At 64.3% G+C, this 21945-nt stretch carries 15 protein-coding genes; 14 read left to right on the top strand and 1 reads right to left on the bottom strand.

Going from position 1 to position 21945, the window contains the following annotated elements:
- Nucleotides 1–17 precede the first annotated feature (17 nt).
- From dsbD to atzF, 13 genes are all read left to right on the top strand, one after another.
- On the top strand, nucleotides 18–1805 hold the full coding sequence (gene dsbD, locus J7655_RS03560; protein ID WP_230926598.1) for a protein-disulfide reductase DsbD: 1788 nt from the start codon (nucleotides 18–20) through the stop codon (nucleotides 1803–1805).
- A gap of 156 nt (nucleotides 1806–1961) precedes the next feature.
- A complete protein-coding gene (aroQ, locus tag J7655_RS03555) occupies nucleotides 1962–2408 on the top strand; it encodes a type II 3-dehydroquinate dehydratase (RefSeq protein ID WP_074856144.1) in 447 nt (148 codons plus the stop codon).
- Nucleotides 2409–2458: 50 nt separating this feature from the next.
- The gene (gene accB, locus J7655_RS03550) at nucleotides 2459–2920 is read left to right on the top strand and encodes an acetyl-CoA carboxylase biotin carboxyl carrier protein (protein WP_024306840.1); all 462 of its coding nucleotides are present in this window, start codon (nucleotides 2459–2461) and stop codon (nucleotides 2918–2920) included.
- A gap of 17 nt (nucleotides 2921–2937) precedes the next feature.
- The gene (accC, locus tag J7655_RS03545; protein ID WP_230926597.1) at nucleotides 2938–4293 is read left to right on the top strand and encodes an acetyl-CoA carboxylase biotin carboxylase subunit; all 1356 of its coding nucleotides are present in this window, start codon (nucleotides 2938–2940) and stop codon (nucleotides 4291–4293) included.
- A 143-nt stretch (nucleotides 4294–4436) separates the two neighbouring features.
- The gene (gene prmA / locus J7655_RS03540) at nucleotides 4437–5315 is read left to right on the top strand and encodes a 50S ribosomal protein L11 methyltransferase (protein WP_230926596.1); all 879 of its coding nucleotides are present in this window, start codon (nucleotides 4437–4439) and stop codon (nucleotides 5313–5315) included.
- Nucleotides 5316–5368: 53 nt separating this feature from the next.
- Nucleotides 5369–6631, top strand: coding sequence for a DUF3426 domain-containing protein (locus tag J7655_RS03535; protein WP_230926595.1), 1263 nt, complete (start codon nucleotides 5369–5371; stop codon nucleotides 6629–6631).
- A gap of 220 nt (nucleotides 6632–6851) precedes the next feature.
- Nucleotides 6852–7850: a tRNA dihydrouridine synthase DusB gene (dusB, locus tag J7655_RS03530; RefSeq protein ID WP_230926594.1), complete on the top strand. Its 999-nt coding sequence runs from the start codon at nucleotides 6852–6854 to the stop codon at nucleotides 7848–7850.
- The gene (gene fis / locus J7655_RS03525; RefSeq protein ID WP_003242613.1) at nucleotides 7847–8167 is read left to right on the top strand and encodes a DNA-binding transcriptional regulator Fis; all 321 of its coding nucleotides are present in this window, start codon (nucleotides 7847–7849) and stop codon (nucleotides 8165–8167) included. Before dusB ends, fis begins: the two co-directional genes overlap by 4 nt.
- 73 nt (nucleotides 8168–8240) lie before the next feature.
- The gene (purH, locus tag J7655_RS03520) at nucleotides 8241–9848 is read left to right on the top strand and encodes a bifunctional phosphoribosylaminoimidazolecarboxamide formyltransferase/IMP cyclohydrolase (protein ID WP_230926593.1); all 1608 of its coding nucleotides are present in this window, start codon (nucleotides 8241–8243) and stop codon (nucleotides 9846–9848) included.
- A 178-nt stretch (nucleotides 9849–10026) separates the two neighbouring features.
- Entirely contained in the window at nucleotides 10027–11316 is a 1290-nt protein-coding gene (purD, locus tag J7655_RS03515) for a phosphoribosylamine--glycine ligase (RefSeq protein WP_230926592.1), read from the top strand.
- A 114-nt stretch (nucleotides 11317–11430) separates the two neighbouring features.
- Nucleotides 11431–14217 carry a hybrid sensor histidine kinase/response regulator gene (locus J7655_RS03510; RefSeq protein WP_230926591.1) on the top strand — a complete coding sequence of 929 codons (2787 nt, stop codon included), beginning with the start codon at nucleotides 11431–11433 and terminating at the stop codon, nucleotides 14215–14217.
- A gap of 42 nt (nucleotides 14218–14259) precedes the next feature.
- Nucleotides 14260–14856 carry a MarC family protein gene (locus J7655_RS03505; RefSeq protein ID WP_072423203.1) on the top strand — a complete coding sequence of 199 codons (597 nt, stop codon included), beginning with the start codon at nucleotides 14260–14262 and terminating at the stop codon, nucleotides 14854–14856.
- 292 nt (nucleotides 14857–15148) lie between these two features.
- The gene (gene atzF, locus J7655_RS03500) at nucleotides 15149–16948 is read left to right on the top strand and encodes an allophanate hydrolase (protein WP_230926590.1); all 1800 of its coding nucleotides are present in this window, start codon (nucleotides 15149–15151) and stop codon (nucleotides 16946–16948) included.
- 114 nt (nucleotides 16949–17062) lie between these two features.
- Here atzF and J7655_RS03495 read toward each other — a convergent pair whose 3' ends face one another.
- Complete coding sequence (locus J7655_RS03495; RefSeq protein WP_230924362.1) at nucleotides 17063–18043, bottom strand: IS110 family RNA-guided transposase; 981 nt, start codon at nucleotides 18041–18043, stop codon at nucleotides 17063–17065.
- Between the two features lie 271 nt (nucleotides 18044–18314).
- Here J7655_RS03495 and uca point away from each other — a divergent pair, with 271 nt between their 5' ends.
- Complete coding sequence (uca, locus tag J7655_RS03490) at nucleotides 18315–21944, top strand: urea carboxylase (RefSeq protein WP_230926589.1); 3630 nt, start codon at nucleotides 18315–18317, stop codon at nucleotides 21942–21944.
- Nucleotide 21945 lies beyond the last annotated feature (1 nt).

Raw genomic sequence — 21945 nt, 5'->3', positions numbered from 1 at the left:
GCCGAGATATTGACCCGATGTCACTGCGTCGACTGCTGCTCCCCCTGCTTCTGCTCTGCCTGAGCCTGCCCGCTAGCGCCAACCTGTTCGACCAGCGTCCGGCTGCGTCGCCGCTTGGTGCACCGCTGAACAACAGCAGCGATTTCCTGCCGGTACGCGAAGCCTTCAAGCTAAGCCTGGTCAGCAGCGATACACAGGCCGTGACGCTGCGTTTCGTCGCCGCCGAGGGCTACTACCTCTACCGCCACCGCTTCAACTTCAGCGTCGAACCGGCACAGCTGACACTCGGCAAAGCCGAATTGCCGGCCGGTCAGGCCAAGCACGACGAATTCTTCGGCGATGTCGAGGTGTACTACGGCGTGCTGGATATCCGCGTGCCGCTGGATAACCCGGACAATCGCCCGCTGCGCCTGCAGGTCGGTTATCAGGGTTGCGCCGACAAGGGCCTGTGTTACCCGCCGGAAACCGAATTCATCGAGATCGGTGACATGCCTGCTGCCAACAGCAGCGATGGGGTATCGATGGCATCCGGCTGGAACTGGAAAGAGCTGGCGCTGTTCTTTCTCGGCGGCCTGGCGCTGACCTTCACCCCCTGCGTGCTGCCGATGCTGCCAATTCTCTCCGGCGTGGTACTGCGCGGCCAGTTGGGCGGCCTGCGCAGCCTGACCCTGTCGCTGGCTTATGTGCTGCCGATGGCCGCCTGTTTCGCCATTCTCGGTACGCTGATGGGCCTGTTCGGCGCGGGTCTCAACCTGCAGGCGCGCCTGCAATCGGCCTGGGTACTGGTGCCGTTTGCCGCCTTCTTCGCGGTGTTCGCCCTGGCCATGTTCGGCCTGTTCGAGCTGCGCCTGCCACGCCTCATCAGCGAGCCACTGGATCGCCTGGCCGGCAAGACCCATGGCGGCTCGCATGTGAATGCCGCCCTGCTAGGCGTGCTATCGAGCCTGCTGGTCAGTCCCTGCGTCTCGGCACCGCTGGCCGGTGCCCTGCTCTATATCAGTGCCAGTGGCGATGCCCTGGGCGGCGGCCTGAAACTGCTTGCCCTGGGCCTCGGCATGGGTACGCCGCTGGTGCTGTTCGCCGTGGGCGGTGGTGCGCTGCTGCCGAAAACCGGCACCTGGATGGTGAGCGTACGCAATGCCTTCGGTGTGCTGCTGCTGGCCGTTTCGGTGTGGCTGCTCGAACGCGTGCTGCCGGGCAGCCTCAGTCTGGCCCTGTGGGGCCTGCTGGCCGGCGGCGTGGCGGTGTTTCTCGGTGCCCTGGAATTCGGCCCCAAGACGAACCGGCAGAAGCTCAGCCAGATCGTCGGGCTGGCCCTGCTGGTCTATGCCCTGGCTGCCTGGGTCGGCGCCTTGCAGGGCGCGACCGATCCGCTCAAGCCACTCGGCCAGTTGCAGGCCGGCGCCAGCCAGAGCAGCGCCAAGAGCGGTGCCTGGCAAACCCTGAGCAGCCCAACCGAGCTGGACGCGGCCCTGGCCGAGGCCAAAGCTGCCGGCCAGCCGCTGCTGCTGGACTGGTACGCCGACTGGTGCATCAGCTGCAAGGTCATCGAGCGTGAGGTATTCGGCAATGCCGAGGTGGGTAGCAAGCTGGCCGGCTGGCGCCTGATCCGCTTCGACATCACCGCAAGCAATGCTGCCCAGCGCGCCCTGCTGGACCGCTACCAACTGTTCGGCCCGCCGGCCATCCAGTTGTTCGCCGACAATGGTGACGAATGGCTCGATCTGCGTGTCGTAGGTGAGGTCGATGCCGCGACCTTCGCCGGCCGCCTGGATCAGGCCGGCAGCCGCCAGACAGAACGCTGAGTACACTCAGGGTGATCGGGCACGCGCCCGGCAACGACCGAAACCAGCGCTGTAGTCATATTTCTGCCGCAAACGCCGGTCATCGTGTCGACTATTGCCGACATCGGGCCAGCTACGGCATAGTCCTGCGCAGCCCGAACAACAAGGAACGCGACCATGGCCACCCTACTGGTGCTGCACGGCCCCAACCTCAACCTGCTGGGCACCCGCGAGCCCGATAAATATGGCGCCACCACCCTGGCCGAGATCAATCAGGATCTGGAGCGCCGCGCCCGCGAGGCTGGCCACCATCTGCTGCATCTGCAGAGCAATGCCGAATACGAATTGATCGACCGCATTCACGCCGCAAAAGGTGAAGGTGTCGACTTTATCCTGATCAATCCCGCCGCCTTTACCCATACCAGCGTCGCATTACGTGACGCGTTGCTGGCGGTGAGCATCCCATTCATCGAAGTGCACCTGTCCAACGTGCACAAGCGTGAACCTTTCCGCCATCACTCCTACTTCTCCGACGTTGCAGTGGGGGTGATCTGCGGCCTTGGCGCCAGCGGTTACCGACTGGCCCTGGAAGCGGCACTCGAACAACTGACCGGGCGCGCCTGACGCGTAGCCTGGTAGACAAGTCCTACCTCACCTCTGGGAGTTGACCATTCATGGATATCCGTAAAGTCAAGAAACTGATCGAGCTGCTGGAAGAGTCCGGTATCGACGAGCTGGAGATCAAAGAGGGCGAAGAGTCCGTACGTATCAGCCGTCACAGCAAGCAGCCGGCCTATGCCGCGCAGCCGGTCTACGCCCCGGCACCCGCTCCGGCAGCCGCGCCTGTCGCTGCTGCCGCTCCGAGCGCTGAAGCTGCTCCGGCTGCCGCACCGAAGCTGAACGGTACCGTGGCTCGCTCGCCGATGGTCGGTACCTTCTACCGCGCCGCTTCGCCGACCTCTGCCAACTTCGTCGAAGTCGGTCAGACCGTGAAGAAAGGCGACATCCTGTGCATCGTCGAAGCGATGAAGATGATGAACCACATCGAAGCCGAAGCCAGCGGTGTGATCGAATCCATCCTGGTGGAAAACGGCCAGCCGGTTGAGTACGACCAACCCCTGTTCACCATCGTTTGATGCACGGGGAGCCTGCAATGCAGAAGCTGGAAAAAGTCCTGATCGCCAACCGTGGCGAAATCGCCCTGCGTATCCTGCGCGCCTGCAAGGAGCTGGGCATCAAGACGGTGGCCGTGCACTCCACCGCCGACCGCGAACTGATGCACCTGGGCCTGGCCGACGAGTCCGTCTGCATTGGTCCGGCACCTGGCGCGCAGTCCTACCTGAACATCCCGGCGATCATCAGCGCCGCTGAGCTGACCGGCGCCACGGGCATCCACCCGGGCTACGGCTTCCTCGCCGAGAACGCCGACTTCGCCGAACAGGTGGAGAACTCCGGTTTCGCCTTCATCGGCCCGACCGCCAACGTGATCCGCCTGATGGGCGACAAGGTGTCGGCCAAGGACGCCATGATCAAGTCCGGCGTACCGGTGGTTCCCGGCTCCGACGGCCCGCTGCCGGAAGACGAGGAAGAAGCCCTGCGCATCGCCCGTGAAGTGGGCTACCCGGTGATCATCAAGGCCGCCGGCGGCGGCGGTGGTCGCGGCATGCGCGTGGTGCACAAGGAAGAAGACCTGATCAAGTCGGCCAAGCTGACCCGCACCGAAGCCGGTGCCGCGTTCGGCAACCCGATGGTCTACCTGGAAAAGTTCCTCGGCAATCCGCGTCACGTGGAAGTCCAGGTGCTGTCCGACGGCCAGGGCAACGCCATTCACCTGTATGACCGCGATTGCTCGCTGCAGCGCCGCCACCAGAAGGTGATCGAAGAAGCTCCGGCCCCGCTGATCGACGAGAAGGCCCGCGCCGAAGTGCTCAAGCGCTGCGTCGATGCCTGCATCGAGATCGGCTACCGTGGCGCCGGCACCTTCGAGTTCCTTTACGAAGACGGTCGCTTCTACTTCATCGAGATGAACACCCGTGTTCAGGTCGAGCACCCGGTCACCGAGATGGTCACCGGCATCGACATCGTCAAGGAGATGCTCAGCATCGCCGCCGGCAACAAGCTGTCGATCAAGCAGGAAGACGTGAAGATCCTCGGCCACTCGGTCGAATGCCGGATCAACGCCGAAGACCCGGACAACTTCATGCCCAGCCCAGGCAAGGTCAAGCACTTCCATGCCCCGGGCGGCAATGGCGTGCGCGTCGACTCGCACCTGTACAGCGGTTACAGCGTACCGCCGCACTACGACTCGCTGATCGGCAAGCTGATCACCTTCGGCAAGGACCGTGACGAAGCCATGGCGCGCATGCGCAATGCCCTGGACGAGATCGTGGTCGACGGCATCAAGACCAACGTGCCGCTGCACCGCGACCTGGTGCGCGACAAGGGTTTCGTCAAAGGTGGCGTGAACATTCATTATCTGGAAAAGAAACTGGGTATGGATAAGCACTAAGCTTCGGCATAGCGCACAAGACAAGGGCTGCCATTTGGCGGCCCTTGTCGTTTCCGGGCTGCCAGCGGTGGCAGCCGCCTCATTGCTTCAAGTAAGCTTCGCGCCAATTTGCGCCGTCCGCCACCGTGTTCATGAGGTTTGTCATGCCCTGGTTACAAGTCCGTCTCGCCATCACGCCTGAGCAGGCAGAAACCTATGAGGACGCCCTGCTGGAAGTCGGTGCCGTATCGGTAACCTTCATGGACGCCGAAGATCAGCCGATCTTCGAGCCGGATCTGGGCACCACACCGCTGTGGTCGAACACCCACCTGCTGGCGCTGTTCGAAGCCGATACCGACGAGGCGGCACTGATCGCCCACCTGACCCTGCTGTGCGGCGGCAGCCTGCCCGAGCACCAGATCGAGCACATCGAAGATCAGGACTGGGAACGCAGCTGGATGGACAACTTCCAGCCGATGCGTTTCGGCCAGCGCCTGTGGATCGTGCCGAGCTGGCATGCCGCGCCGGAGCCGGATGCGGTCAACCTGCTGCTCGATCCGGGCCTGGCCTTCGGCACCGGTACCCATCCGACCACCGCGCTGTGCCTGGAATGGCTCGATGGCCAGAAGCTGGATGATTGCCATGTGATCGATTTCGGCTGCGGCTCGGGCATTCTCGCCATCGCCGCCTTGCTGCTAGGCGCACCGCAGGCCGTGGGCACCGATATCGACCCACAGGCCCTGGAAGCCTCCCGCGACAACGCCTTGCGTAATGGCATCGACCCCGCTCGTTTCCCGGTCTATCTGCCGGCGGATATGCCGCAGCAACCGGCCGACGTGGTCGTCGCCAATATCCTTGCCGGCCCGCTGGTTTCCCTGGCACCGCAGATCACTGCGCTGGTCAAAGGCGGTGGACGCCTGGCACTGTCGGGCATCCTCGCCGAACAGGCCGAAGAAGTCCGCGCCGCCTACGCCGGCGCCTTCGACCTTGATCCGACCGCCAGCAAGGACGGCTGGGTGCGCATCAGCGGCGTCAAGCGCTGATGCGCGCGCAATCGTTGCGTTAGACTAGCTGCTTGGATTTTCCGGACCCGCGCATGAGCGAAAGCCACGTTACCCAGTGCCCCCATTGCCGTACCAGCTTCCGCGTCAGCCAGGCGCAGCTGGCTGCTGCCCATGGCGTCGTGCGCTGTGGGGCCTGCCTGCACGTGTTCAACGCCGCCGAACAGCTGTTCGGCCCTGCCACGACGAGCGCAACAGTCAAAGCACCCAGCGCGGTGGCGCAACAGTTCCACGCCGGCACCGGCAGCAAGCCAGCAGCCAAGAAAGCGGTCGACGATACGCTGTGGATTCATGACGACCTGGACCTCGACAGCCTCGATCTCGACGAGGAACTGGCCAGACTGGAAGAGCAGGAACAGCAGCTGTCGCAGCAGTTTCTTGCCCTGGAACGGGCGCCGCGCACAACCGAACGCTTCGAGGACATTGGCGTAGACGCCCCCAAGGACATCCACGATGAATCCTGGACTGAAGCCCTGCTGCGTGACGAGCCGGTAAAACCTGAGCGCGCACGCTTCGAGCTGCAGGAAAGTGACGCACAACCGCAAGCGGCTGCAGCGGAACGTAGAATGGCCGAGCCTGCGCCGCCCACCACAACGCACAGACAGCCCGTTGTCGAGCCCCCAGAGGAAGCCGACGAACCGCGCCTGGGTAGCCTCGATGACGAACCGCTGGAACAAGCGCAGACGGACGAAGCCCCGCACAGCGAACGCGAAGAGTCCAAGCTCACGCGCAACGAGCCGGGCCTGCGCGAAGAGCGCCTGTTCGACCTGGACGACGAACCCCTGCAACTCGACTGGCAGCAGCCACAAGGCACCGCCTGGGGGCGCGTGTTCGGCTGGGGCCTGCTCAACCTGCTGGCGGCAGCCGGCCTGCTGGCGCAATACGCCACCTACAACTTCGATGAACTGGCGCGACAGGATCGTTACCGACCCTGGTTCGAACAGCTGTGCCCCAGCATCGGCTGCAGCCTGCCGTCGAAAGTCGACATCGGCCAGATTCGCAGCAGTAACCTGGTGGTGCGCAGCCACCCGGAGTTCTCCGGCGCGCTGATCGTCGACGCCATTCTCTACAACCGCGCGTCTTTCGCCCAACCCTTCCCGCTGCTGGAAATGCGCTTCGCCGACCTGGGCGGACAGCTGATCGCCAGCCGCCGCTTCAAGCCCAGCGAGTACCTCGCTGGCGAGCTGGCCGGACAGCGCGAAATGCCGCCGCAGACGCCCATCCACATCTCCCTGGATATCCTCGACCCCGGCATCCGGGCGGTCAATTACAGCCTCAGCTTCCACTCTCCCGAGTAGCCTGCAGAGGCCGCGACCCGTGGTCGCAGGCTCTTTATCTAACTGCTGGCGATAAGCCCATAGCTGTTCAGAATTTGTTCAAAACGACCTTTATCCGGTCATCCAGAGCGGGTATCATGCCCACCCTTTCGCGAGCACCCGCCCCACCATCGTCTTCCCCGCCGAACACAGTGGAGGGCAGGTGTTGATCGCAATCGACCAAACCCAGCAGGGACGCCCCATGTCGGCCCCACGTATTGGCCCTTACACATTGCCCAATCGGTTGATCCTGGCCCCCATGGCCGGCGTTACCGATCGCCCGTTCCGCCAGCTGTGCCGCCGCCTCGGCGCCGGCCTGGTGGTGTCGGAGATGGTCACCAGCGATGTGCGCCTGTGGAACAGCCGCAAGTCCAGCCTACGCCTGCTGCATGCCGGTGATCCCGAGCCCCGCTCGGTGCAGATCGCCGGCGGCGACCCACAGATGATGGCAGAAGCCGCGCGCAAGAACGTCGAGCTGGGCGCGCAGATCATCGACATCAACATGGGCTGCCCGGCCAAGAAGGTCTGCAACAAGGCTGCCGGTTCCGCCCTGCTGCGTGACGAACCGCTGGTACGCGAGATCCTCGATGCGGTGGTTGGCGCAGTGGACGTGCCGGTAACCCTGAAGATCCGCACCGGCTGGGATCGTGCCAATAAAAATGGCGTTACCGTAGCAAAAATCGCCGAAGACGCCGGTATTTCCGCACTATCCGTACACGGCCGCACCCGCGCCGATCTGTACACCGGCGAGGCCGAATACGACACCATCGCCGCCATCAAGCAGGCGATATCGATTCCGGTGTTCGCCAACGGCGACATCGACTCCCCAGAAAAAGCCAAGGCCGTACTCGACGCCACCGGCGCCGACGCCTTGCTGATCGGCCGCGCCGCCCAGGGACGGCCGTGGATCTTCCGTGAAATCGAGCACTACCTGCGTACCGGCGAAATCCTCCCGGCACCGAGCCTGCTCGAAGTGGAACGCATTCTGCTGGAACACCTGGCCGCACTGCACGCCTTCTACGGCGAATTGATGGGCGTACGCATCGCCCGCAAGCATGTCGGCTGGTATCTGGCAACCCTGCCGGGCGCCAGGGAGTTTCGCGCCCAGTTCAACCGTCTGGACAGCACGGACGCACAGTGCGCCCACGTTCGCGCGTTCTTCCGCGAACGGCACAACGATGAAAACGAGGTGGCCGCATGACGTTGATGACAGAGACCCTAGTGAGTGGAATTGCACCCGTGAGTGACAACACCAGCCTTAAACAGCACCTGAACACGCCAAGCGAAGAGGGTCAGACCCTGCGCGGCGCCGTGGAGAAGGCGCTGCACAACTACTTCGCCCACCTCGAGGGCGCGGACGTCACCGACGTGTACAACCTGGTGCTCACCGAAGTCGAAGCACCGCTGCTGGAAACCGTCATGAATCACGTGAAAGGTAACCAGACCAAGGCGTCCGAGCTGCTCGGCCTGAACCGCGGCACGCTGCGCAAGAAGCTCAAGCAGTACGACCTGCTGTAACCCGAACCCCCGAAAAGGGCGGCCCGCATGAGCCGCCTCTTTTGCTGATATCCCCGCTCTGATGGATAGTGAAATGACCGACCAGACCACCCTTCTGCCCGTCCGCCGCGCGCTGATCAGCGTTTCCGACAAGACCGGCGTCCTCGAATTCGCTCGCGAACTGAGCGCCCTCGGTGTCGAGATCCTCTCCACCGGCGGCACCTACAAGCTGCTCAAGGACAACGGCGTGGCCGCAGTGGAAGTCGCCGACTACACCGGCTTCCCGGAGATGATGGATGGCCGCGTGAAGACCCTGCACCCGAAGATCCACGGAGGCATCCTCGGCCGTCGCGCCCTGGACGGCGCGGTGATGGACGAGCACGGCATCAAGCCGATCGATCTGGTGGCGGTCAACCTCTATCCCTTCGAAGCCACCGTGGCCAAGCCTGATTGCGACCTGGCCGACGCCATCGAGAATATCGACATCGGCGGCCCGACCATGGTGCGTTCGGCAGCGAAGAACCACAAAGACGTGGCCATCGTGGTCAACACCGGCGACTACGCCGGCATCGTCGCCTCGCTGAAAGCCGGCGGCCTGAGCTACGCCCAGCGCTTCGACCTGGCGCTCAAGGCCTTCGAACACACCGCAGCTTACGACGGCATGATCGCCAACTACCTGGGCACCATCGACCAGGCACGTGACGCCCTGTCCACCGAAGGTCGCGGCGCCTTCCCGCGCACCTTCAACAGCCAGTTCGTCAAGGCACAGGAAATGCGCTACGGCGAGAACCCGCACCAGAGCGCGGCCTTCTACGTCGAGGCGAAGAAGGGCGAAGCCAGCGTCTCCACCGCCGTGCAACTGCAAGGCAAGGAGCTGTCGTTCAACAACGTGGCCGACACCGACGCCGCACTGGAGTGCGTGAAGAGCTTCGTCAAGCCGGCCTGCGTCATCGTCAAGCACGCCAACCCCTGCGGCGTCGCCGTGGTACCGGAAGACGAAGGCGGCATCCGCAAGGCCTACGACCTGGCCTACGCCACCGACACCGAATCGGCCTTCGGCGGCATCATCGCCTTCAACCGTGAGCTGGACGGTGAAACCGCCAAGGCCATCGTCGAGCGTCAGTTCGTCGAAGTGATCATCGCCCCGAAAATCTCCGCCGCCGCTCGTGAAGTGGTGGCTGCCAAGGCCAACGTGCGCCTGCTCGAATGCGGCGAGTGGCCGGCCGAGCGCGCTGCGGGTTGGGACTTCAAGCGCGTCAATGGTGGTCTGCTGGTGCAGAGCCGCGATATCGGCATGATCAAGGCAGAAGACCTGAAGATCGTCACCCAGCGCGCGCCGAGCGAGCAGGAAATCCACGACCTGATCTTCGCCTGGAAAGTGGCCAAGTTCGTCAAATCCAACGCCATCGTCTACGCCAAGAACCGCCAGACCGTCGGTGTCGGCGCCGGCCAGATGAGCCGCGTCAACTCCGCACGTATCGCCGCGATCAAGGCCGAGCACGCCGGCCTGCCGGTACCGGGCGCGGTCATGGCCTCGGATGCCTTCTTCCCGTTCCGCGATGGCATCGACAACGCGGCCAAGGCTGGCATCACCGCAGTGATCCAGCCCGGTGGCTCGATGCGCGACAACGAGGTGATCGCGGCGGCCGACGAGGCTGGCATTGCCATGGTGTTTACCGGCATGCGCCACTTTAGGCACTAAAATCGGCCGCACTGAAACCGGCATCTGCGTTGTTGCCCCAGGTTCCGCCAATGCTCATTGCCAGTCGGCAACTGCGCTTGTCGAAACCTGGGGCGCCTAGCATCTACCGGCTTCATCGCGACCTCGAATTTTGTAGAACGTAGCCCGGATGAAATCCGGGAACGCTCAGGAGAACCCCATGAACGTACTGATCATCGGCAGCGGCGGTCGTGAACACGCCCTGGCCTGGAAAGTGGCGCAGGACAAACGCGTCGAGAAGGTCTTCGTCGCCCCGGGCAACGCCGGCACTGCGGTGGAAGCCAAGTGTGAGAACGTCGCCATCGACGTGCTGGCCATCGAAGAGCTGGCCGATTTCGCCGAGAAGAACGTGCAACTGACCATCGTCGGCCCGGAAGCGCCGCTGGTCAAAGGCGTGGTCGATCTGTTCCGCAGCCGCAAACTGGACATCTTCGGCCCCACCGCTGCCGCCGCCCAGCTGGAAGGCTCCAAGGCCTTCACCAAGGATTTCCTGGCGCGTCACAAGATCCCGACTGCCGACTACCAGAACTTCACCGAGATCGAGCCGGCGCTGGCCTATCTGCGCGAGAAAGGTGCGCCCATCGTGATCAAGGCCGACGGCCTGGCCGCCGGCAAGGGCGTGATCGTCGCCATGACTCTGCAAGAGGCCGAAGACGGGGTGCGCGACATGCTCGCTGGCAACGCCTTCGGTGAAGCCGGTTCGCGCGTGGTGATCGAGGAATTCCTCGACGGCGAAGAAGCCAGCTTCATCGTCATGGTCGACGGCGAGAACGTGCTGCCGATGGCCACCAGCCAGGACCACAAGCGCGTCGGCGACGCCGACAGCGGTCCGAATACCGGCGGCATGGGCGCGTACTCGCCTGCGCCGGTAGTCACCGCCGAAGTACACAAGCGCGTGATGGACGAGGTGATCTACCCCACCGTGCGCGGCATGGCCAGCGAAGGCAACGTCTACACCGGCTTCCTCTATGCCGGCCTGATGATCGACAAGGCCGGCAAGCCCAAGGTCATCGAGTTCAACTGCCGCTTTGGCGACCCGGAAACCCAGCCGATCATGTGCCGCCTGGAAAGCTCCCTGGTGCTGCTGGTCGAGGCCGCCCTGGCCAAGGCGCTGGACAAGGTCGAAGCGACCTGGGACCCGCGTCCGACCGTGGGCGTGGTGCTGGCCGCTGGCGGCTACCCCGGCGATTACGCCAAGGGCGACGTGATCGAAGGCCTGGATGAAGCCGCCAAGCTCGACGGCAAGGTGTTCCACGCTGGCACCGCGCTGAAGGACGGCCAGATCGTCACCGCTGGCGGTCGCGTACTCTGCGCCACCGCCATCGGCCGCACGGTCGCCGAAGCCCAGCAGCAAGCCTATCGCCTGGCCGAGAAAATTCGCTGGAACGGCATGTTCCACCGTCACGACATCGGCTACCGCGCCATCGCCCGCGAGCGCGGCGAAGGCTAAGGCCAGCGCCACTCGGAGAATACGGTGCGGATAGCGCAAAAAGCCGCGCCGCGCCGTATTCTCGCGAGCAAATGCTTGGCTATAATCCGGCCACTCATATAGAAGGACTTGCCCGTGCGCCGGCTCAGGATTGCCATCGGACTACTCGCCAGTTTGCTGTTGCTTGGCCTTGCCCTGACAGCCACTGCGAACGCCGCCTCGCAAAGCGCACATGCCTGGTCCTATCTGGTCGACGCCAGCGCCCGCCTGGACCTTGAAGAGGTTCGCGCTCAGCGCCAGCAGTTCAAGCCCCTCAGCAAACAATCCTTCACCTTCCCGCCCAGTGATCACGCCGTCTGGCTGCGTGCTGAACTGCCGCCGCAAGAGCAGCCCGTCTGGCTGTGGATCTTCTCGCCACGGGTGCAGTACCTCGATTACTACCTGCTACGAGATGGCCAGCTGGAGCAGAACCTGCACACCGGCGAGGCCATGCCACTGGACTCGCGGCCGCTGCCGTCGCGCTTCTACCTGATGCCCCTGCCGAATGACGGCCAGGCCCGCGTCGCCTATGTCCGTCTGACCTCCAACCACCCGCTGATGACCTGGTTCAAGGTGATGGATCAGGCCGAACTGGTCAGCCTGGAAAAACCCGCCTACCTCTACGGCATGCTGTTCGGCGCCCTGTTGCTGCTGACCCTGTACAACCTCATCCGCTTCATCTACAGCCGCAGCGCCAGTGGTCTGTGGCTGGCCGGGGTGAACATCGGCCTGGCCGTATGCTCGTCGGCCAACCTCGGCATCTTCGCCCAGTGGCTGCCCAGCCTGGGCTACAACCAGTCCCTGATCGCCGACCTCTCTGCCCTGTTCGCTGCCTTCAGCGCCCTGGCCTTTGGCCTGAGCTTCATGCACGGCACGCCAGTACAGCACAGCCCGCTCAATCGCCTGTTGCAGGGCAATGCCCTGCTGATTCTGGTATACGCCCTGTGCATCGCCGCCACCGGTCTGCTCTGGTACAGCTCGCTGGTCTACCTGCTGGTGGCCCTGAGCGCGATCAACCTGCTGCTGGTGAGCGCGCTGCACTGGCGCTCGGGCTATCAGCCGGCGCGCCTGATCACCATCGGCATGGTGGTGTTCAATCTCGGCTTCGGTTTCTTCGTCCCTGTTTTGCTCGGTTTCGATCAGCTCAATCCAGGCTGGCTGGTGCTCGGCGTGTTCAGCGTCGCCACCCTGGCAGGGCTGATCCTCAGCGTGTCATTGACCGAACGGCAACGGCAGATCCAGAGCGACACCCTGCAAGAGAGCACCGCCCTCGCGGCCAGCAGCGCCGAGCTGCGGGCCAAGGCCGAGTTCCTGGCCAAGATCAGCCACGAAATCCGCACCCCGATGAACGGTGTGCTGGGCATGACCGAACTGCTGCTAGGCACGCCGCTGTCGGCCAAACAGCGTGACTACGTGCAGACCATCCACAGCTCGGGCAACGAGCTGCTCACCCTGATCAACGAAATTCTCGACATTTCCAAGCTGGAATCCGGCCAGATCGAGCTGGATGACGTGCAATTCGACCTCGGTGCGCTAATCGAGGACTGCCTCGACATCTTCCGCGCCAAGGCCGAGCAGCAGCGCGTGGAGCTGATCAGCTTCATCCAGCCGCAGGTGCCACGGGTGATCAGCGGTGACCCCACGCGCCTGCGCCAGGCCTTGCTGAGCCTGCTGGACAACGCCTTCAAGCAGACCGACGAGGGCGAGATCCTGCTGGTCGCCGCACTGGACAGCAGCGATGGTCAGCAGCGCCTGCGCATTGCCGTGCAGGACAGCGGCACACCGTTGCAGGCCGAGGAGCGCGACGCGCTGCTCAACGTCGAACTGCAGAGTCGCGACTTCCTCTCCGCCACCCGGCTGGGTGGGCGTCTGGGCCTGATCATCGCCCGCCAGCTGGTGCGCCTGATGGGCGGCGAGTTTGGCATCCAGGGCAGCGGCAATCAGGGCACGACCCTGTGGCTGACCCTGCCGCTGGACGCCGCCCGCCTGCAGCAGCCGGAACCCGATCTGGACAGCCCGCTGCAGGGCGCCCGCCTGCTGGTGGTGGACGACAACGACACCTGCCGCAAGGTACTGATGCAGCAATGCAACGCCTGGGGCATGCAAGTCAGCACCGTAGCGTCCGGCAAGGAAGCGCTGGCCCTGCTGCGCACCAAGGCGCACATGCGTGAATACTTCGACGCGGTGCTGCTCGACCAGGACATGCCCGGCATGACCGGCATGCAACTGGCGGCGAAGATCAAGGAAGACCCCAGCCTCAACCACGACATCCTGCTCATCATGCTCACCGGCATCAGCAACGCGCCGAGCAAGGTGATCGCCCGTAACGCCGGGATCAAGCGTATCCTGGCCAAGCCGGTGGCCGGCTACACGCTCAAGACCACCCTGGCCGACGAACTGGCGCAGCGCCCCAACGACGCGCCGGCACAGGCCGCACCGACGCCGGTGAGCATGCCCCTGAACGTGCCGAGCGACTTCCGCATCCTGGTCGCCGAAGACAACAGCATCTCGACCAAGGTGATTCGCGGCATGCTCGGCAAGCTCAACCTCAAGCCGGACACCGCCAGCAATGGCGAGGAAGCCCTCAGCGCGATCAAGGCGCAGCCCTATGACCTGGTGCTGATGGATTGCGAAATGCCGGTGCTCGACGGTTTCTCCGCCACCGAACAACTGCGCGCCTGGGAAAAGAGCGAGAAGCGCCCGCGCACCCCCGTGGTGGCGCTGACCGCGCATATCCTCAGTGAACACAAGGAACGCGCGCGTGCCGTCGGCATGGACGGCCATATGTCCAAACCGGTGGAGCTGTCGCAGCTGCGCGAGCTGATCGAGCACTGGATCGCCGAACGCGAACTGCGTCGCCAGCGCGATGCGCTGCCACACTGATAGTCTTCCTTACCTTTTCTGCCTTTCTGCGAGCCTGCCGCCATGGCGTCCGAGTTGTTCAGCCTGTACCTGAAGATGCTGGTGCTCTACAGCCCCTTCTTCGTCCTCTCCTGCTTTATCGGCCTCAGTCGCGGCTACACCCTCAAGGAACGCAAGCGCCTGGCCTGGAAGGTGGCGCTGGCCACGCTGATCGCCAGCGTGCTGCTGTACCTGTTCGGCAAGCACATCTTCACCCTGTTCGGCATCACCATCGACGCTTTCCGTATCGGCGCAGGCAGCGTGCTGTTCATCTCCGCCCTGGGCATGGCCCAGGGCAAGTCGGCGGTGCAGAGCGACAACGTGCAGCAGGACGTAACCATCGTGCCGCTGACCATCCCCATCACCGTCGGCCCCGGCACCATCGGCGCCCTGTTGCTGATGGGCGCGAGCCAGCCGCACTGGGACGACAAGCTGGTGGCCGTGGCGGCGATCTTCCTCGCCAGCCTCACCGTAGGCGTGGTGTTGTACCTGTCCAACCAGTTCGAACGCCTGCTCGGCGACCAGGGGTTGCAGATCGTCAGCCGCCTGATGGGCCTGTTCGTCTGCGCCCTGGCCGCGCAGATCATCTTCACTGGGGTGAAGAATTACTTGGTGCCGTAAGCCGTAGCGCGCGCCAAACCGTAGGGTGCGCCATGCGCACCAGCCTTTATCGCAGAACGCTGGCGGTGCGCACAGCGCACCCTACATGCCCGCTGCGGTGAACGCACCAGCAGCCCTGAAACTCTGCACCATCCGCTTGCAGCGCGGCCCCAGCACGGTGCACCGCTCCTCGACAGCGCCCTGCTCGCAGCGCTGAAAATCACCTAACCACATGAAATAAAAGACTTTATAAGAACTGGCACCCTCATTGCTCTAGCGATTCCAACTTGGATACAAGATGGAATCTCGAAGCATGTCCAACGCACCGACCGCCCTCACCCTCGCCGGATGGCAACAGGCCTACCGCGACGGCCAGTCCCCTGCCGAACTGCTGCACGCTCTGCGCCTGGAACTGCGCACTGATGACAGCGCCTGGATCGCCCTGGCCAGCGAAGCGCAGCTAAACGCTCAACTCGACGCCCTGGCCAGCGCGCTGGAAGGTGCAGCCGGCGATCTGAGCAAGCTGCCGCTGTACGGCGTGCCCTTCGCCATCAAGGACAATATCGACGCTGCCGGCTGGCCCACCACCGCCGCCTGCCCCGAGTTCGCCTACACCGCCGACGCCGATGCCACAGTGGTAGCCCGACTGCGCGCGGCCGGCGCCATCCTTATCGGCAAGACCAACCTCGACCAGTTCGCCACCGGCCTGGTCGGCACCCGCTCACCTCACGGCGCGGTGCCCAACAGCTTCAACCCGGCTTACGTCAGCGGCGGTTCCAGCTCCGGCTCGGCCAGTGTGGTCGCGCGCGGTCTGGTGCCCTTCTCGCTGGGTACCGACACCGCCGGTTCGGGCCGCGTACCGGCGGGTTTCAACAATATCGTCGGGCTCAAGCCGACCAAGGGCTGGCTGCCCAATACCGGCCTGGTACCGGCCTGCCGCACGGTCGACTGCATCTCGGTGTTCGCCCTGACTGTCAGCGATGCCCTGGCCGTGGCCAATATCGCTGGTGGCTATGACGCTGCCGATGCCTACAGCCGCAAGAACCCGAACAGCGCCAAGGTCGGCATGCCGGCCCAGCCGCGTCTGGCCGTGCCGGCCAACCCCGAGTTCTTCGGCGACAGCCAGAACCAGGCCGTCTATGAGGCCGCACTGGGCAAACTGCGCGAACTGGGCGCCGAGCTGGTGGAGATCGATTTCGCTCCCTTCCAGCAACTGGCCGAGCAGCTCTACTACGGCCCCTGGGTCGCCGAACGCACCGTCGCGGTAGAAGGCGTGAACCCCGAGCACATCAACCCGGTGGTGCGCGGCATCGTCGAGAACGGCCACAAGTACAGCGCCTGCGACGCCTACAAGGCCGAATACATTCGCGCCGAACTGAGCCGCGTGATCAACGACGCCCTGGCCGGCTTCGACGCCATGGTGGTACCGACCTCACCAACCATCCGCACCCTGACCGAGATGGAAGCGGAACCTGTGCTGTTCAACAGCCAGTTCGGCACCTACACCAACTTCACCAACCTCGCCGACCTGGCCGCCCTGGCGGTGCCGGCTGGCCTGCGCGCCGACGGTCTACCGGCCGGCATCACCCTGCTCGCCCCGGCCTGGCATGACCAGGCATTGGCCGCCTTCGGTCAGCTCTGGCAGCAGGCACTCAATCTGCCACTGGGCGCCACTGGCAAGCCGCTGCCAGCGCAAACCGCCAGCGATAAACCAGCGCCGGGCTGCATCCGCGTCGCCGTAGTCGGCGCGCACCTGACCGGCATGCCGCTGAACTTCCAGCTCACCAGCCGCGATGCCGTGCTGGTGGAGCAGACCACCAGCACCGCGCATTACCGCCTCTACGCACTGCCCGGCACCGTGCCACCCAAGCCGGGCCTGGCGCGGGTGGCTGAGGACGGCGCCGAGATCATCGTCGAGCTGTGGGACGTGCCGCAGGCGCGCTTCGGCGAGTTCGTCGCCGAGATCCCGCCACCGCTGGGCATCGGCAACCTGGAGCTGGCCGATGGCCGCTGGGTCAAGGGCTTTATCTGCGAGCCCTATGCGCTGGATGGCGCCCGTGACATCACCAGTTTTGGTGGTTGGCGGGCGTTTATCGCCGAAACCAGGAAGTGAATGACTCCCCTCTCCCGCTTGCGGGAGAGGGGTTGGGGGAGAGGGTGGCCTGCATGCCCCCTCTCCCTAGCCCTCTCCCCGAGGGGAGAGGGAACTGATCAGCCGTAGATACTGTTATCTGGCGCAAGCGACATGGAGTTCGGGGTCGAACTTTCGTCCGGACTTCAGCACGCCAAAGGCCACATGCACGAGTTTGCGCATCATGGCACCGATGATGACTTTGGCTGGCTTGCCGTTACCGGCAAGCCGGTCACGATAGCGACGCCCCCAGTCGGTTCTGTACAGAGCCACCATCGCGGGCATGTACAGCGCACTGCGCAGCCGTGAGTGACCGACCTTGGACATCCGCGGCTTGCCCCTGACGCTGCTGCCAGACTCATACGCACGCACGCTCAAGCCGGCAAAGGCAACGAATTGGCGCGCCTTGTCGAAGCGTTCTCCTCCCAGGCCGTAGGCCAATAGAACGGATAAGGTGCGTTCCCCAAGACCAGGGATGGAGGTCAGCAGCTCACGCTTGCCTCGTAACATCGGGTCATCATCAAGCGTCTGGGATATCTGCAGTTCAATACGCTTGATCTCTTCGTCGAGCCATTGCAGGTGCTTGTCCAGACTTTCACGCACCGAGTCACGGGCCGACTCGATCCGGTTCTTTTCCTCGGTGCGCATGGTCACTAGGCCTTGAAGGCGCAGTACCAGCGCTTTTAACCGCTGCTCCGAAAGTGATGGAGCAACCCAAAGGGCAGGTTGTCGTTGCCGACAATAATCAGCCAACGCCCTTGCATCGATTGCATCAGTCTTGCTACGCAGACCCAGCGATTGAGCATGGGCTTTGGCCAGGGCTGGATTGATGACACTGACGCGATGCCCCGCATTGGCCAGATGTACAGCCACTGCCTCCCAGTAGATGCCCGTAGCCTCCATACAGATGTGCACTGTTGCTTGGGCGTGCTGATCGATCCAAGCGCACAACCCGACAAACCCTTCGGGGTTATTGGCGAAGACCTTGTTCTTGAATTTTGCACCCAGCATCAGGGCGCAATCGATTTTCTTCTTGGATATGTCGATTCCCAGAGGGATGAAGTCAAAAGAGCTCATGGCTTGCGCGATCCACCTTGTGAATGCTGACTCACGGCTTGGCCGGGTCGAAGATACTGTCCGATCTCTGGCAAGTTAAAGCAGGCAAACCGGTGCGAAATCTACATCACGGCCTTGTCGCCAAGGGTGGATACGGCATCCGGGTGCCTTGTGCTCAAGAGCGACTTGAGCAAAAACAAAATACAAGGGTGGATGACCGTAGCCATCCACAAAACCGAACAGCTGGTGGAAAACGCTTCGCGGTTTTCCACCCTACGACGAGGGAACGACCGTGTTTACCACCGTACTGATCGCCAACCGTGGCGAGATCGCCGTCAGAGCCATCCGCACGCTCAAGCGCCTGGGCGTCAAAAGCGTCGCCGTCTACGCCGACGCCGACCGCAATGCACAGCACGTACGCGACGCCGATATCGCTATCGCCCTGGGCGGCGACAAGCCGGCCGACAGCTACCTGCGTATCGACAAGATTCTCGCCGCCGCGCAAGAAACCGGCGCCCAGGCGATCTACCCCGGTTATGGCTTTCTCTCGGAAAGCTCCGAGTTCGCCGATGCCTGCGAAGCAGCCGGCATTGCCTTCGTCGGCCCGACCGGCGAGCAGATTCGCGAGTTCGGCCTCAAGCACCGGGCCCGCGAACTGGCGGCCCAGGCCCAGGTGCCGATGGCCCCGGGCACCGGCCTGCTGCACAGCCTGGAAGAAGCGCTGAGCGCCGCCGACAGCATCTGCTACCCGGTGATGCTCAAGACCACCGCAGGCGGTGGCGGCATCGGCCTGACCCGCTGCAGCGACGCCGCCGCGCTGGAAAGCGCCTACGAGAGCGTCAAGCGCATGGGCGAGCAATTCTTCAGCGATGCCGGGGTATTTCTCGAGCGTTTCGTCGATCAGGCGCGCCACGTCGAGGTACAGATTTTCGGTGACGGCGCCGGCCGCGTCGCCGCCCTTGGCGAACGCGACTGCTCGCTGCAGCGGCGCAACCAGAAGGTGGTCGAGGAAACCCCGGCGCCGAACCTGCCGCAGGCCACCCGCGAACGCTTGCACGCCGCAGCCGTGCAGCTTGGCGAGTCGGTCAACTATCGCAGTGCCGGCACCGTGGAATTCATCTACGACGCCGCCCGTGACGACTTCTACTTCCTCGAAGTGAACACCCGCCTGCAGGTCGAGCACCCGGTCACCGAGATGGTCACCGGTCTCGATCTGATCGAGTGCATGCTGCGTGTGGCCGCAGGCGATGCGCTGGATTGGCCCGCGCTCGACCGCGCCCCGCAAGGCGCCGCCATCGAAGTGCGGATCTACGCCGAAGACCCGCTGAAAAACTTCCAGCCCAGCCCAGGCGTGCTCACCGACGTGCATTTCCCGGACGACGTGCGCGTCGACGGCTGGGTCAGCACCGGCAGCGAAGTGTCGGCCTTCTACGACCCGATGATCGCCAAGCTGATTGTCCATGCCGACACACGCGCTGAGGCCATCGCCAAGCTGCAAAAGGCCCTGGGCGAAACCCGCCTGCACGGCATTGCCAGCAACCTCGACTACCTGCGCCAGGTGGTGGCCGACGAACGCTTCACCCAAGGCCAAGTATGGACGCGTCTGCTCGACAGTTTTTCCTTCAAGGCCAGCGTCATCGAAGTGCTGGAGCCCGGCACCTACTCCAGCGTGCAGGACTACCCCGGCCGTCTCGGCTACTGGGATATCGGCGTGCCGCCGTCCGGGCCGATGGATGATTTCGCCTTCCGCCTGGCCAACCGTATCGTCGGCAACCACGCCGAAGCCGCCGGCCTGGAATTTACCCTGCAAGGCCCGACCCTGCGCTTTCAAAGCGATGCGCTGATCGCCCTGACCGGCGCCGATTGCCCGGCCACCCTGGACGATGCACCGGTGGCCTACTGGCAGCCAATCGCGGTCAAGGCCGGCCAGGTGCTCAAGCTGGGCCGCGCGGTCAGTGGCTGCCGCACCTATCTCGCCGTGCGCAATGGCCTGGACGTGCCGCTGTACCTGGGCAGCCGCTCCACCTTCGCCCTCGGCCAGTTCGGCGGGCATGCCGGGCGCCCCCTGCGTACCGCCGACATGCTGGCCATCTCCCAGCCCGAGTTGCCGGCCTGCACCACGCCAGCGCCAGTCGCCCAGCCGCAGGCGGCTCACCCGAGCCTGATCCCCAGCTACGGCACCACCTGGAACATCGGCGTGCTGTATGGCCCGCACGGCGCGCCGGACTTCTTCACCGCTGAAGCCATCGAGGAGTTCTTCGCCGCCGAGTGGGAGGTGCACTACAACTCCAACCGTCTCGGCGTGCGCCTGAGCGGCCCGAAACCGAGCTGGGCGCGGGCCGACGGCGGCGAAGCCGGCTTGCATCCATCGAACGTGCACGACTGCGAATATGCCATCGGCTCGATCAACTTCACTGGCGACTTCCCGGTGATCCTGACCAAGGACGGCCCCAGCCTCGGCGGTTTCGTCTGCCCGGTGACCATCGCCAAAGCCGAGCTGTGGAAGGTCGGCCAGGTCAAGCCCGGCGACAAGCTGCGCTTTCACCCTATCGGCTTCCAACAGGCGCAGAGCCTGGAGCAGGCGCAACTGGGCAGCATCGAGGCACTGGCGGCGATCAGCGCGGTGACCCTGCCGGCACCGTCGCTGCAAGCGGACACCACCGTTTCCGCCACCGTGCTGGCCGAGCTGCCCGCTGCAGGCAGCCGCCCGCGTGCGCTGTATCGCCAGGCCGGCGACGCCTACATCCTGCTGGAATACGGCGACAACGTGCTGGATCTGGTCCTACGCCTGCGTGTGCATCTGCTGATGGAAGCGCTCAAAGCCGAGCCGCTGCGCGGCCTGGAAGAACTCGCCCCCGGCGTACGCTCGCTGCAACTGCGCTACGACAGCCGCGTGCTGCACCAGCGCACCCTGCTCGACCACCTGCTGCGCCTGGAGCGCCAGCTTGGCGATGTCGCCGAGCTCAAGGTGCCGACCCGGATCGTCCATCTGCCCATGGCCTTCGAGGACAGCGCAACGCTGGCCGCCGTCGAACGCTACCGCGAAACCGTACGCAGCGAGGCGCCCTGGCTGCCGAACAACGTCGACTTCATCCAGCGCGCCAATGGCCTGGAAAGCCGCGAGCAGGTTCGCGACATCCTGTTCGACGCCAGCTATCTGATCCTCGGCCTCGGCGACGTCTACCTCGACGCGCTCTGCGCGGTGCCGCTGGACCCGCGTCATCGCCTGCTCAGCTCCAAGTACAACCCGGCGCGCACCTTCACCGCCGAAGGCACTGTGGGCATCGGCGGCATGTACATGTGCATTTACGGCATGGACTCCCCCGGCGGCTATCAGTTGGTCGGTCGCACCCTGCCGATCTGGAACAAATACGTGAAGAACGCCCAGTTCGAGAATGGCCAGCCCTGGCTGCTGCGCTTCTTCGATCAGGTGCGCTTCTATCCGGTCAGCGAGGCCGAACTGGATGAGTTCCGTGAAGCCTTCCGCGAGGGCCGCGCGCAGATCCGCATCGAGCAAAGCGAATTCGACTTCGCCGCCTACAACCGCTTCATCGCCGACAACGCCGCCGCTATCGAAGCCTTCCAGCGCCAGCAGAAAGCCGCCTTCGACGCCGAAGTCGAGCTGTGGAAGGACGACGATCCGAGCACCGCACAAGCGCTGACCAGCCCGAGCCATGATGACGCCGATCTGGACGGCCATCTGGTCGCCGCCGAGATGAGCGGCAGCGTGTGGAAGGTGCTGGTCGAGCCCGGCCAGCACGTGGAAGCCGGCACACCGCTGCTGGTGGTGGAGGCGATGAAGATGGAGCTGGCAGTGACCGCGCCGGTGGCCGGCACGGTCAAGTCGCTGCGCTGCGCCCCCGGCAAGGCGGTGACGCCGGGCGATGCCCTGCTCCTGCTGACCCCGAACGAGGCGGCCTGAG

The organism is Pseudomonas wenzhouensis (assembly GCF_021029445.1).
GTDB lineage: Bacteria > Pseudomonadota > Gammaproteobacteria > Pseudomonadales > Pseudomonadaceae > Aquipseudomonas > Aquipseudomonas wenzhouensis.
Note: the sequence above shows the minus strand (reverse complement) of the source record. Positions and strands in the feature narration are given on the sequence as shown.